Here is a 13100-nt window from a genome sequence, read left to right on the forward strand (position 1 = left end):
CGGTGCTCGGGTGACCGGGCCGCGAGGGGTGCACCACGGCGAGGCGACAACTGCAGACGAGGAGGTACCGGTCATGGCGGGCGACGGTCGGACCGAGCGCGACGCGCGGTCCTCATCGACGGCACGGGATCCCCGGACGCAGGGTGTCGGCGACGCGATCGCCACGGTCGTCGGGCCCCTCGTCGAGGCACATGGTCTGGACCTCGAACGTGTCGAGGAGTCCGGGTCGGGGGACTCCACCGTCGTCCGCGTCGTCGTCGACGCCGACGCCGGCACCGATCTCGACGACCTCGCCGAGCTGAGCCGGGAACTGTCGACAGCGCTCGACGGCGCCGACCCCGACCCGCTGGGCGATCGCCGGTACACCCTTGAGGTGACGTCCCCCGGCGTCGACCGTCCACTCACCGCGCCGCGGCACTGGCGACGCGCGCAGGGCCGCAAGGTGACCGCGACCCTGCGCACCGCGAGCGGTCCCGACGAGCGCGTCGCCGGGCGCGTGGGACGCCTCGACGAGGCCGCGGGCACCGTCGACGTCGTCGTCCCCGGCAGACGCGGGACGTGGGACGTCCGCTCGCTCCCGCTGGCCGACATCACCGCGGCCGTCGTCGGCGTCGACTTCTCGTCACCCGGCCCGGCCGAACTCGAACTCTGTGGCATCGACGGCGCGGATGCGCGCCGGGAAGGCAACCGATGAACATCGACATCGGCGCTCTGCGCATGATCGAGGCCGACAAGGGCATCCCGATCGACACCGTCATCACCGCGATCGAGACCGCCCTGATCACGGCGTACCGCCACACCGACGGCTTCGCGCCGCACGCCCGCATCGACGTCAACCGCAAGACCGGCGAGGTCCGGGTCATGGCGCAGACGCTCGACGAGGACGGCACCGTCATCAGCGAGTGGGACGACACCCCCGAGGGGTTCGGTCGCATCGCCGCGACGACCGCCCGCCAGGTGATCCTGCAGCGTCTGCGGGACGCCGAGAACGAGAAGAGCTTCGGCGAGTACGTCACCCACGAGGGTGAGATCGTCGGCGGTGTCGTGCAGCAGGACTCCCGCGCGAATGCCCGCGGTCTGGTCGTCGTCCGCATCGGCAGCGAGGCGACGGGCGCCGAGGGGATCCTCCCGCCCGCCGAGCAGGTCCCCGGCGAGAGCTACCGCCACGGTGACCGCATCAAGTGCTACGTCGTCGGGGTCACCCGCGGCACCCGCGGCCCGCAGATCACCCTGAGCCGCACCCATCCCAACCTCGTGCGCAAGCTGTTCTCCCTCGAGGTCCCCGAGATCGGCGACGGGTCCGTCGAGATCGTCGCGGTGGCGCGTGAGGCCGGCCACCGGTCGAAGATCGCCGTGCACACCGGTGTCGCGGGTCTCAACGCCAAGGGCGCGTGCATCGGCCCGATGGGCCAGCGCGTCCGCAACGTCATGAGCGAGCTGGCGGGGGAGAAGATCGACATCATCGACTACTCCACCGACCCGGCGGTGTTCGTCGGCAACGCGTTGTCCCCGTCGAAGGTGGTGTCGGTGACAGTCGTGGACCAGGCGGCCAAGGCCGCGCGCGTCGTCGTCCCCGACTACCAGCTGTCGCTCGCGATCGGCAAGGAGGGCCAGAACGCGCGCCTGGCCGCCCGCCTCACCGGGTGGCGCATCGACATCCGCTCGGACGCCGAGGCGCGTCCGGCCGACGGTGCCGACGCGACCGCCCCGTCGGCAGGGGCGTGACGACACGCGGGGAGCTCGGGTCGGTCGGACACATCGGATTTGCGACGGGCGGTAGACTGCTCGATGGTTGACAGAGCGCTGACGACCTCCGGCCCCGTGCGAACGTGTGTCGGGTGCCGACAGCGCGCCGCGGTCACCGAACTCATTCGGTTCGCTGCGGTGGTGTCCGCTGATCCGACCACCGAGTCCGTCCCCGCGACGGTCACCCTCGATCGTGCGTCGGGTCTCGCAGGGCGAGGTGCCTGGCTCCATCCCGACCGCGGTTGTCTGCGGTCGGCGGTGCGGCGCCGGGTCTTCGCCCACGCGTTGCGGACACCCGACGTGCGGGTGGACGAGTCGGCTCTCGGAGACGAGATCGACGCGCTGCTCGCAGACCGCGAGGGACGACCGACCACCGACGGTGGTCGGAGAGGGTCGAGGGCAACCCGCCCACGACAGGACAGGTAGCAGAAGACATGAGCACACCGTGAAGTTCCCACGATGAGCACGTTTCGGACGTAATCCGAGGCCGTAGCGGGCAGCCCGCTCGGCCTCACCAGTGAGGAGAGCAGTGGCAGGCAAGGCCCGCGTGCACGAGTTGGCCAAAGAACTCGGTGTCACCAGCAAGGAAGTCCTGGCTCGTCTGAGCGAGCAGGGCGAGTTCGTCAAATCGGCGTCGTCGACGGTGGAGGCCCCCGTCGCGCGCCGTCTGCGGGAGTCGTTCCCGTCAGCAGGTTCGAAGTCCGACGGCGCCGCGAAGAACGGTGGCGGCGCCCCGGCGCGCACGCCGTCCTCGGCCGCGCCGAAGCCCGGCGCGACCCCCGGCCCGAAGCCGGGCGCGCCGAAGCCGGCCGCCCCGACCCCGGCGGCCCCGGCCGCGCCCGCGGCCCCCACCCCGGCCGCCGCGTCCACACCGCCGGCGGCCCCCGCCGCGCCGGCAGCCCCTGCCGCGCCGAAGAACGACGGCCCGACCCCGGGTCCGCAGACCCCCGCGGCCCCGGCGGCCGCCGCGACACCGGCCCCGCCGCAGGCTCCCGGTCCGCGTCCGGCCCGTCCCGGTCCGAAGCCCGGCCCGCGCACCCCGCGTGTCGGCAACAACCCGTTCTCGTCGACGCCCGCACCGCGTCCCGCGCCCCGTCCGGCGCCGGGGCAGCAGGGCGGCGGCACGGCCCGTCCCGGTGCCCGGCCCGCGGCCGGCCCCGGCGGACCGCGTCCGGCGCCCGGCAAGGGCGGTCCCCGTCCCAGTCCCGGCAGCATGCCCCCGCGCCCGAACCCGGGTGCCATGCCGGCACGCGCAGCCCGTCCGGGTCCCGGCGGTGCCGCAGGTCGCGGCCGTCCCGGTGGTCCCGGTGGCCGTCCCGGCGGCGGCGGTGGTGGGTACCGCGGTGGCGGCGCCCCGACGGCCTCGCCCGGGGGTCCTCCCGGCGGTTTCCGCGGTCGTGGTGGCGGCGGCGGTCGTGGTCGCGGCGGTGCCGCGGGTGCGTTCGGTCGTCCCGGTGGCGCACCGCGTCGTGGTCGCAAGTCGAAGCGGGCGAAGCGCGCCGAATACGAGTCGATGCAGGCGCCCGCCGTCGGCGGCGTCCGTCTGCCCCGCGGCAACGGTGAGACCATCCGTCTCGCCCGTGGTGCCTCGCTGTCGGACTTCGCCGACAAGATCGACGCCAACCCGGCAGCCCTGGTCCAGGCGTTGTTCAACCTCGGCGAGATGGTCACGGCGACCGAGTCGGTCAACGACGAGACGCTGGAGCTGCTCGGCGGCGAGATGAACTACGTCGTCCAGGTCGTCAGCCCGGAGGACGAGGACCGCGAGCTGCTCGACAGCTTCGACCTGACCTACGGCGAGGACGAGGGCGGCGAGGAGGACCTCGAGCAGCGTCCGCCGGTGGTCACCGTCATGGGTCACGTCGACCACGGCAAGACCCGACTGCTGGACACGATCCGCAAGGCCAACGTCCGCGAGGGCGAGGCCGGCGGCATCACCCAGCACATCGGTGCCTACCAGGTCGACACCGACCTCAATGGCGAGCACCGTCTCATCACCTTCATCGACACCCCGGGTCACGAGGCGTTCACCGCCATGCGTGCCCGTGGTGCGAAGGCGACGGACATCGCGATCCTCGTGGTCGCCGCCGACGACGGCGTCATGCCGCAGACGGTGGAGGCGCTCAACCACGCGCAGGCGGCCGACGTGCCGATCGTGGTGGCGGTCAACAAGATCGACAAGGAGGGCGCCGACCCGGCGAAGATCCGCGGTCAGCTCACCGAGTACGGGCTCGTCCCCGAGGAGTACGGCGGCGACAGCATGTTCGTCGACATCTCGGCACGCGAGGGCACGAACATCGACGCCCTGCTCGAGGCCGTGCTGCTCACCGCGGACGCCTCGCTCGACCTGCGCGCCAACCCGGACATGGACGCCCAGGGTGTCGCCATCGAGGCACACCTCGACCGCGGTCGCGGTCCGGTGGCGACCGTGCTGGTCCAGCGCGGCACGCTCAAGGTGGGCGACTCGATCGTCGCCGGCGACGCCTACGGTCGTGTCCGACGCATGGTCGACGAGCACGGCGACGACGTCGCCGAGGCCACCCCGTCGCGTCCGGTGCAGGTCGTCGGTTTCACCTCGGTGCCCGGCGCCGGCGACAACCTGCTCGTCGTCGACGAGGACCGCATCGCCCGGCAGATCGCCGACCGCCGCAACGCGCGCAAGCGCAACGCGATGGCCGCCCGCAGCCGTAAGCGCATCAGCCTCGACGACCTCGACGCCGCGCTGAAGGAGACGTCGCAGCTCAACCTCATCCTCAAGGGCGACAACTCCGGAACGGTGGAGGCCCTCGAGGAGGCGCTGCTCAACATCGATATCGGCGACGAGGTGCAGCTGCGCGTCATCGACCGCGGTGTCGGTGGCGTCACCGAGACCAACGTCAACCTGGCGACGGCCTCCGACGCGATCATCGTCGGGTTCAACGTCCGCGCGGAGGGCAAGGCCACCGAGCTGGCCAACCGCGAGGGTGTCGACATCCGGTACTACACGGTGATCTACCAGGCGATCGAGGAGATCGAGAACGCCCTCAAGGGCATGCTCAAGCCGATCTACGAGGAGGTCGAGCTCGGGCGTGCGGAGATCCGCGCGATCTTCCGGTCGTCGAAGGTCGGCAACATCGCCGGTTGCCTCGTGCAGTCGGGGATCATGCGCCGCAACGCCAAGGCCCGGCTCCTGCGCGACAACGTGGTGGTGGCGGACAACCTCACCATCTCGTCGCTCAAGCGGGAGAAGGACGACGCGACCGAGGTCCGCGAGGGCTACGAATGCGGTCTCACCCTGACGTACAGCGACATCAAGGTCGACGACGTCATCGAGACCTACGAGCTGCAGGAGAAGGCCCGCACGTAGGCCGCATGGGGCCGCGCCCCACTGCAGACAGGTTCACGCACCCGGCGCCCGGGCACCCGAGAGATCAGGTGTCCGGGCGTCGGGCTCCCCGGGCAGGGGTGAGGAAGGAGATCCACCATGGCCGATCCGGCCCGCGCGCAGCGTCTCGCCAAGCGCATCTCGTCCATCGTCGCCTCGGCGATCGGCGGGGAGATCAAGGACCCGCGGCTCGCGCACGTGACCGTCACCGACACGACCGTCACCGCGGATCTGCACGACGCGACGATCTACTACACGGTGATGGGCGCGTCGATCGACGACGACCCGGACTACGAGGCCGCCGCGGCGGGACTCGCGCGTGCCACCGGTGTCCTGCGGTCCAAGGTCGGCGCCGGGACCGGGGTGCGCTTCACCCCGACCCTGCGGTTCGTCCTCGACACCGTCCCCGACGCGGCGCGGGAGATGGAGGAACTCGTCGCCCGGGCCCGGGCCCAGGACGAGCTGGTCGCGCGGAGGGCCGCGGAGGCCGTGCCCGCCGGCGACGCGGACCCGTACAAGACCGACGATCGATCCGATCACGACGACGATGACGCCGATCGGGACGAGCCCCGGGGCTACGATGGGCACCGTTCCTCGGCGCCCTGAGCGCCGCGACGCCGGTGTCGGACATCCCGGCGTCGGGACGGACACGACGCGAGGGGAGGTGGCGGTGACCGACGGCTCCGACGACCGCAGGCGCATCGTCGACGTCCTGCGCGACGCCTCCGCCGTCACACTGTTCACCCACGTCCGGCCCGACGCCGACACCATGGGGTCGGCGCTGGCACTCGCGGTCGCACTCGACCGCAACGGGGTCGACGTGGAGGTCGGCGTCCCCGGCGCGCTCCCTGTGCCCGATGCCCTCACACGGCTGCCCGGGGCGAAGATGGTCGTCCCCTCCGACCAGATCGCCGGCCACCGCGTCGCCGTCGCGCTCGACTGCGCGAGCGTGGGACGTCTCGAGGACCTACAGGACGTGTTCACCCGGGCGGAGACCCGCGTCGTGATCGACCACCACGCGTCGAACACCGGTTTCGGTGACCTCGACCTCGTCGACGCCGAGGCCGACTGCACCGCCGAACTCGTCCTCGCGGTCCTCGACGACCTCGACGCGGAGATCGACGCGGACGTCGCCACCTGCCTCTACGCCGGCCTCGTCACCGACACCGGGTCGTTCCGGTGGGCCCGGCCGGGATCGCACGCGATCGCCGCCCGACTGCTCGCCGCCGGGGTCGACGGACCCGCGTGGACACGCACCCTCCTCGACACCCACCGGTTCGGCTGGCTCGCCATGGTCGCCGACGCCCTCCGGTCGGCCGTCCTGGTCCCCGAGGCGTTCGGCGGAAACGGGCTGGTCTACGCCTGCGTCGACCACACCTGGCGCGACGCGATCGGCTGGGACGAGGCCGAGAGCGTGATCGACCTGGTCCGCACCATCGGCGACGCCGACGTCGCGGTGGTGTTCAAGGAGTCCGACCCGGGCACGTGGACGGTGTCGATGCGCTCGCGCTCGGCGACCGACCTGGTCCCGATCGCCCGGGCACACGGCGGGGGCGGGCACCCGCACGCCGCCGGCTTCGGCTTCACCGGTGCCGTCGAGGACGTCGTCGCAGCGTTCTCCGCCGCGTGAGCGAGACTGACACCGCGTACTCCTCGATCGGCCGACTCGCCCTCTCGGCGCTCGTCGTCCTCATCGCCGAGCCGCTGTACCTCATGGAGGACCTCGCCGTCGTCGGACGGCTCGGCACCGAGCCGTTGGCGGCGCTCGGTGTGGGGACGGTCGTCCTCGGCGTGGTCAGCACCCAGCTGACGTTCCTCTCCTACGGCACGACGGCCCGGTCCGCCCGGTGGTTCGGTCGCGGCGACCGTGCCGCCGCCGTCGGTGAGGGCGTGTCCGCCTCGTGGCTCGCGGTCGGTGTCGGACTGGTGATCGTGGCGGTCGTCGCCACCCTCGCCGGGCCGATCGTGCGACTCGTCGCGTCCGACGGCGCTGTCGCCGACGAGGCCGCGGGGTGGCTGCGGATCGCCGTCTGCGGGGTGCCGCTGATCCTGCTGAGCATGGCCGGCAACGGGTGGATGCGCGGTGTCCGCGACACCCGTCGGCCCGTGGTCTACGTGGCGACCGGGTTGGGGCTCAGCGCGGTGCTGTGCCCGCTGCTCGTGCACGGGCTGCTCGGTGCACCGCACCTCGGGCTGCACGGCAGCGCGGTCGCCAACGTGATCGGGCAGTCCCTGGCCGGGCTGCTGTTCGCGTTGCGGCTCGCGCGGGAGACCCGGCAGTCGGGGTCGCCCGTCTCCCCGTGGCCGGTGGCGTCCGTCATCCGCGCACAGCTCACGCTCGCCCGTGACCTCGTCGTCCGCAGCCTGTCGTTCCAGGTCTGCTTCCTGTCGGCGGCCGCGGTCGCCGCCCGGTTCGGGGTGGCCGCCCTGGCCGCGCACCAGGTCGTCCTCCAGCTCTGGAACTTCCTGTCGCTGCTGCTCGACGCCCTGGCGATCGCCGCGCAGGCGCTCGTCGGGGCCGCGCTCGGAGCCGGTACGGCGTCGTCCGCGCGGGTCGTCGCCCGGCGGGTCACCGTCGTCTCGGTGGCCGTCGCCGCGATTGCGCTGTCGGTGCTCGCGGTCGCCCGGACACCCATCGCCGGGATCTTCACCGACGACCCCGACGTGCTCGACGCCTCGGCGACGCCGTGGTGGTTCCTCGTCGGCATGCTGCCCGTCGCGGGCGTCGTCTTCGCCCTCGACGGCGTGCTCCTCGGATCGGGGGACGCCGCCTACCTGCGCACCACGACGGTCGGGAGCGCCCTCGTCGGGTTCCTGCCGATGATCTGGGCGTCGCTGGCCTTCGACTGGGGCCTCGCCGGCATCTGGACGGGGCTCGCCGCGTTCATGGTCCTGCGGCTCGTCGCGGTCACCGCGCGACTCGTGTCGGGGCGGTGGACGCGGATCGAGCTGTCCGGCGTCGGCCGATAGCATCGAGCGAATGGCCACTCTCTGGGCGATCAGTGATCTGCACGTCAGCCACAAGGGCAACGACGAGATCCTCGACCGCATCGCGCCGGAGACGTCGGAGGACTGGCTCATCGTCGCCGGCGACGTCGCCGAACGCACCGACGACATCGCCGACACCCTGCGCCGACTGAAGATGCGCTTCTCCACGGTCGTCTGGGTGCCCGGCAACCACGAGCTGTACACGACGGCGAAGGACCCGCTGCAGATCCACGGCGTCGCCCGCTACGACTACCTCGTCCAGGTCTGCCGCGACATTGGGGTGGTGACGCCCGAGGACATCTACCCGCTGTTCGACCCCGGTGACGGGTCACCGCCCGTGCGTGTCGTGCCCATGTTCCTGCTGTACGACTACACCTTTCGACCGCCGGGGACGACCACGGCGCTCGCGGCCCTGGCCGTCGCGCGGGAGAACAACGTCGTGGCGACCGACGAGTTCCTGCTCTCGCCCGAGCCCTACGGCACCCGGGACGCGTGGGGGAGGGCGCGCATCGCCGCCACCCGCGAGCGCCTCGACGCACTCGACCCGAGTGAGAAGACGGTGTTGATCAACCACTGGCCGCTGCGGCGCGAGCCGACGGACGCGCTCATGTACCCGGAGTTCGCCCTGTGGTGCGGGAGCGAGCTGACCGACGACTGGCACACGCGGTACAACGCGGCGTGCTGCGTGTACGGCCACCTGCACATCCCACGGACCACCTGGTACGACGACATCCGCTTCGAGGAGGTGTCGGTCGGATACCCCCGCGAGTGGAAGCGGCGTGGTCTGCCCGAGCCGCTGCTGCGGCGGATCGCCCCCGACGACGGGACACGCCCCGAGGACCTGCCCGAGCACGGGGCGCGCTTCCACCTCCCGCCGGACTACCGGGAACGGGCGAAGGAGTTCACCGAGCGTGTCGCCCGGCAACGGGAACTGCGGGCGAGGGCCCGCGCGGAGCGTGGGGAGGGGAGTCGGTGATCGAGGACGTGGTCGGACCCGGCGTCGTGGCCGCCGAGGCGTTCGGCGACCCGGCCGACGCCGCGCTGATGCCCGGTGAGGAGTCGATCGTCGCGCGGGCGGTCGACAAACGGCGGTCGGAGTTCACGACCGTGCGGACGCTGGCGCGTCGCGCTCTCACACACCTGGGGGAGGATCCCGTACCGATCCTGCGTGGTGAGAAGGGCGAACCGCTGTGGCCGCGGGGGATCGTCGGCAGCCTCACCCACTGCGACGGCTACCGGGCCGCGGTGGTCGCACACAAACTGCGGGTCCGGTCGGTCGGCATCGACGCCGAGCCCCACGGCCCGCTGCCCGACGGGGTGCTCGACCACGTCAGCATCGCCGAGGAGCGCGCGGTCCTGGCCGACCGTGACGACACCCTGCACTGGGACCGGATCCTGTTCTGCGCCAAGGAGGCCACCTACAAGGCCTGGTTCCCGCTCACCGGGCGGTGGCTCGGGTTCGAGGACGCCCACATCACCGTGGACCGCACCGACGACACCTCCGGCACCTTCGCCTCCCGACTGCTCGTCGACGGGTCGACGACCGACGGCGGTCCGCCGCTGACGGGCTTCGAGGGCTCGTGGCGGGTCGCCGACGGCATCATCGTCACCTCGATCACGCTGTGAGCGGCCGGGACAGGCGCGCCGACGCCGGTGCGGTCATTGCGGCCGGACTCGTCCTGGTCGACAAGCCGGCGGGCATCACCAGCCACGACGTGGTGGCGCGGTGCCGGAAGGCGTTCTCCACCCGCAAGGTCGGGCACGCGGGCACCCTCGATCCGATGGCGACCGGCGTGCTGGTGATCGGCGTGGAACGCGCCACCAAACTCCTCGGGCTGCTGTCGCTGACCACGAAGTCCTACACCGCCACCATCCGCCTCGGTGCCGGCAGCGACACCGACGACGCCGACGGCACGCTGGGCGACCGCGCCGACGTGACCCACCTCGACCGGGAGGCCGTCGTCTCGGCGACGCGCGCGTTCGTCGGCGACATCGATCAGGTGCCGGCGAGGGTCAGTGCGATCAAGGTCGACGGACGCCGCGCCCACGCTCTCATGCGCGAGGGCGTGGACGTCGAGCTGCCGTCGCGGCGGGTCACCGTGTCCCGGTTCGACGTCCTCGACACGCGCGCGACCGACGGCTGGTTCGACGTCGACGTCGAGGTCGACTGCTCGTCGGGGACCTACATCCGTTCGCTGGCACGGGATCTCGGGGCGGCGCTCGGCGTCGGCGGACATCTGACGGTGCTGCGACGCACCGCCGTCGGCCCGTTCACGATCGACCGTGCCGTCCCCCTCGACGCGCTCGAGGAGGACCCACGGATGTCGCTGGCCATCGACGACGCGATCGCTGTCGCGTTCGAGCACCGCACCATCGACGACGAGCAGGCGGAGTCCATCAGTCAGGGCCGCTGGCTCGAGCCGATCGGGATGTCCGGCGTCCACGCGGCGGTCACCGCCGACGGACGGGTCATCGCCCTGCTGCAGGAGAAGGGCCGACGTGCGGCGTCGGTGATGGTGGTGCGCCCGGCGACGCTGCGCTGAGCGGTGTCGTCCGTGACGGCGACCTTCAGGACCCCTCGGTCTCCACCCAGATCGCGCGCGTCGCGATGTCGCCGAGGTCGATGACGTCTCCCTCGTCGACCCGGACCGCGACCGTGCCGGCGAACGGTCGCTGCTCGACGACGGCGATGTGCCGGTCCAGCGAGATCCCCACCGAGTCGAAGTAGCGCAGCATGGCCGGGTCGGTGTCGGCGATGCGCGCGACCCGACCGCCGGACTCCGGCCCGAACTCCGCGAGCTGGCGGGCCGTGGTCCGGGGCACCTCGCCGTCGGGGGCGGGGATCGGGTCGCCGTGCGGATCGCGCGTCGGGTGGCCGAGCTTGGCGTCGAGCCGGTCGATCATCCGGTCGGACATGGCGTGTTCGAGCACCTCGGCCTCGTCGTGGACCTCGTCCCACCCGTAGCCCAGCTCGCGCACCAGGAAGGTCTCGATCAACCGGTGTCGGCGCACCATCAGCACCGCGGCCGCGCGGCCCCTGTCGGTGAGGGTGACGGCGCCGTACCGGGCGTGCGACACCAGGTCCTGGTCGGCGAGCTTGCGCACCGCCTCCGACACCGTCGACGGCGAGACGGCGAGCTTCTCCGCGAGGAGCTTGGTGGTGACCTTCGCCTCCGACCACTCCTGCGCGGTCCAGATGATCTTGAGGTAGTCCTGCGCGACGGTGGACAGCTCCGTCACCGGCACGACGGTCGCCGGGCCTGCGAACACGCCGCCGGGGTCTGCGCGGCCATCGGTCGAGGACACGTGTCCGAGCCTATTGCACGTCCTCGACACGCCCGACGGGCGACGAGCCGACGGGAGTTCCCCGCCCGATGGTCGGCCCGTAGGCTTGGGTCGTGCTGCGATGGCGAGGGCTGGAGGACATCCCTGCGGGCTGGGGTCGCTGCGTCGTCACGATCGGTGTCTTCGACGGCGTGCACCGCGGGCACGCGCAACTCATCGCCACCGCCACCGCCGCGGCCCGCAAGCGCGGTGTCCCGGCGGTGCTCATGACCTTCGACCCGCACCCCGCGGAGGTGGTGCGCCCCGGCACGCACCCGCCGCAGCTGTCGACGTTGACCCGTCGGGCCGAGCTGGCGGAGGAACTCGGGATCGACGTCTTCTGCGTCATGCCGTTCACGCCGGTGCTCGCCTCGCAGTCGCCGAAGGACTTCGCCCACGAGGTCCTCGTCGAGGGGCTCCACGCCGCAGATGTGGTGGTCGGCGCCAATTTCACCTTCGGCAAGAAGGCCGCCGGCACCGTCGAGGTCCTCGCCGACCTCGGGCGCACGTTCGGGTTCGAGGTGCAGGCCGTGTCGCTGCTCGGTGACGGGACCGACGAGTCCCGACCGGCGGTCACCTTCTCCTCCACCTACATCCGGTCCTGCGTCGCCGCGGGTGACGTCGAGGCGGCTGCCGAGGCGCTGGGCCGACCGCACCGTGTCGAGGGCGTGGTCGTCCGCGGCGACGGGCGTGGTCGGGAGATGGGCTACCCCACGGCGAACGTGGCGCCACCGATGTACTCCGCCATCCCCGCCGACGGCGTCTACGCCGCATGGTTCACCGTGCTCGGTGCCGGGCCGGTGGTCGGGCAGGTCGTGCCAGGGGAGAGCTATCAGGCCGCGGTGTCCGTCGGGTCGAACCCGACGTTCTCCGGCCGCACCCGCACGGTCGAGGCGTTCGTCCTCGACACCCACGCCGACCTGTACGGCCAGCACGTCGCCGTCGACTTCGTCCGTCGCATCCGCGGGATGGAGAAGTTCGACTCGATGGAGTCGCTCATCGAGCAGATGGACCGCGACGTCGAGGTCGCCCGCGAGGCCCTCGCACCCTGATCCGCGCGCGATTTGGGCGGCGGGTCCGGCCGCGGGTATCCTGACCGGTCGGTGTTGCTGCGGTCCGCGGCGGCGCACCACCTGTCCCCGCCCCGGTGGGCGCGACAGGTCTCCACCAGCGCGGTACCGAACAGAAGAGGTACACCATGGCTCTGACCACGGAGCAGAAGAAGTCGATCCTGTCCGAGTACGGACTGCACGAGACTGACACCGGCTCGCCGGAGGCGCAGATCGCGCTGCTCACCAAGCGCATCAGCGACCTGACCGAGCACCTCAAGTTCCACAAGCACGACCACCACAGCCGTCGCGGCCTGCTGCTGCTCGTCGGTCGTCGTCGTCGTCTGCTGAAGTACGTCGCCTCGGTCGACATCCAGCGCTACCGGTCGCTGATCGAGCGCCTCGGCCTGCGCCGCTGACCTCACACGCCCCGCACCTCGCGGGGTGAGCATGCACGGATCCTCGGGTCCCCGGTGGTAGTCTCGCCGGGGACCCGATCTCGTGAGGGGTTCGTCCGCGCGGTACACGTTCGGGCGATCGGTCTTCGGTAGTGGCTGCCGGAACAACTCTGCTCCGGCTGCTTCGATCGACGGCCGTCGCCACGTGACCGACCCGGCCGCCGTCCGGTG

Annotated in this window: 13 protein-coding genes; 12 read left to right on the plus strand and 1 reads right to left on the minus strand. The window is 72.0% G+C overall.

Translation table 11 applies throughout. The annotated features are described in order from the left end of the window. Window positions 1–73 precede the first annotated feature (73 nt). The 10 genes from rimP to truB all read left to right on the plus strand — a co-directional run bounded on the left by rimP (window position 74) and on the right by truB (window position 10641). A complete protein-coding gene (gene rimP / locus LX12_RS00860; protein ID WP_253652618.1) occupies window positions 74–694 on the plus strand; it encodes a ribosome maturation factor RimP in 621 nt (206 codons plus the stop codon). After that, entirely contained in the window at window positions 691–1725 is a 1035-nt protein-coding gene (gene nusA, locus LX12_RS00865; RefSeq protein ID WP_253652619.1) for a transcription termination factor NusA, read from the plus strand. The genes rimP and nusA overlap by 4 nt, the downstream gene beginning before the upstream one ends. Window positions 1726–1788: 63 nt before the next feature. Then, a complete protein-coding gene (locus LX12_RS00870; RefSeq protein ID WP_253652620.1) occupies window positions 1789–2172 on the plus strand; it encodes a YlxR family protein in 384 nt (127 codons plus the stop codon). A 103-nt stretch (window positions 2173–2275) separates the two neighbouring features. Further along, a complete protein-coding gene (infB, locus tag LX12_RS00875) occupies window positions 2276–5092 on the plus strand; it encodes a translation initiation factor IF-2 (RefSeq protein WP_253652621.1) in 2817 nt (938 codons plus the stop codon). A gap of 117 nt (window positions 5093–5209) precedes the next feature. Continuing rightward, window positions 5210–5716: a 30S ribosome-binding factor RbfA gene (gene rbfA, locus LX12_RS00880; RefSeq protein WP_253652622.1), complete on the plus strand. Its 507-nt coding sequence runs from the start codon at window positions 5210–5212 to the stop codon at window positions 5714–5716. A 64-nt stretch (window positions 5717–5780) separates the two neighbouring features. Continuing rightward, on the plus strand, window positions 5781–6740 hold the full coding sequence (locus LX12_RS00885; protein WP_253652623.1) for a DHH family phosphoesterase: 960 nt from the start codon (window positions 5781–5783) through the stop codon (window positions 6738–6740). After that, complete coding sequence (locus tag LX12_RS00890; protein ID WP_308213948.1) at window positions 6737–8080, plus strand: MATE family efflux transporter; 1344 nt, start codon at window positions 6737–6739, stop codon at window positions 8078–8080. The genes LX12_RS00885 and LX12_RS00890 overlap by 4 nt, the downstream gene beginning before the upstream one ends. Window positions 8081–8090: 10 nt before the next feature. Beyond that, window positions 8091–9074 carry a metallophosphoesterase family protein gene (locus LX12_RS00895; protein ID WP_253652624.1) on the plus strand — a complete coding sequence of 328 codons (984 nt, stop codon included), beginning with the start codon at window positions 8091–8093 and terminating at the stop codon, window positions 9072–9074. Then, window positions 9071–9724: a 4'-phosphopantetheinyl transferase family protein gene (locus LX12_RS00900; RefSeq protein WP_308213949.1), complete on the plus strand. Its 654-nt coding sequence runs from the start codon at window positions 9071–9073 to the stop codon at window positions 9722–9724. Before LX12_RS00895 ends, LX12_RS00900 begins: the two co-directional genes overlap by 4 nt. After that, window positions 9721–10641, plus strand: coding sequence for a tRNA pseudouridine(55) synthase TruB (gene truB, locus LX12_RS00905; RefSeq protein ID WP_253652625.1), 921 nt, complete (start codon window positions 9721–9723; stop codon window positions 10639–10641). The genes LX12_RS00900 and truB overlap by 4 nt, the downstream gene beginning before the upstream one ends. Window positions 10642–10666: 25 nt before the next feature. Here truB and LX12_RS00910 read toward each other — a convergent pair whose 3' ends face one another. After that, on the minus strand, window positions 10667–11404 hold the full coding sequence (locus tag LX12_RS00910) for a metal-dependent transcriptional regulator (protein ID WP_372504890.1): 738 nt from the start codon (window positions 11402–11404) through the stop codon (window positions 10667–10669). Window positions 11405–11496: 92 nt separating this feature from the next. On the opposite strand from LX12_RS00910, the gene LX12_RS00915 reads away from it, so the two are divergent. Together LX12_RS00915 and rpsO are read left to right on the plus strand one after the other, a co-directional pair. Next, window positions 11497–12474 (plus strand): bifunctional riboflavin kinase/FAD synthetase, encoded by a 978-nt coding sequence (locus LX12_RS00915; protein ID WP_253652626.1) that lies wholly within the window; start codon window positions 11497–11499, stop codon window positions 12472–12474. A gap of 146 nt (window positions 12475–12620) precedes the next feature. After that, complete coding sequence (gene rpsO, locus LX12_RS00920) at window positions 12621–12890, plus strand: 30S ribosomal protein S15 (RefSeq protein ID WP_253652627.1); 270 nt, start codon at window positions 12621–12623, stop codon at window positions 12888–12890. Window positions 12891–13100: the final 210 nt, after the last annotated feature.

The organism is Williamsia serinedens (assembly GCF_024171725.1).
GTDB classification, from domain to species: domain Bacteria; phylum Actinomycetota; class Actinomycetes; order Mycobacteriales; family Mycobacteriaceae; genus Williamsia_A; species Williamsia_A serinedens.

Coding starts and splice junctions, on each gene's coding strand:
- rimP (WP_253652618.1), top strand. CDS start 74: ATGGCGGGCGACGGTCGGACCGAGCGCGACGCGCGGTCCTCATCGACG.
- nusA (WP_253652619.1), top strand. CDS start 691: ATGAACATCGACATCGGCGCTCTGCGCATGATCGAGGCCGACAAGGGC.
- LX12_RS00870 (WP_253652620.1), top strand. CDS start 1,789: ATGGTTGACAGAGCGCTGACGACCTCCGGCCCCGTGCGAACGTGTGTC.
- rbfA (WP_253652622.1), top strand. CDS start 5,210: ATGGCCGATCCGGCCCGCGCGCAGCGTCTCGCCAAGCGCATCTCGTCC.
- LX12_RS00895 (WP_253652624.1), top strand. CDS start 8,091: ATGGCCACTCTCTGGGCGATCAGTGATCTGCACGTCAGCCACAAGGGC.
- rpsO (WP_253652627.1), top strand. CDS start 12,621: ATGGCTCTGACCACGGAGCAGAAGAAGTCGATCCTGTCCGAGTACGGA.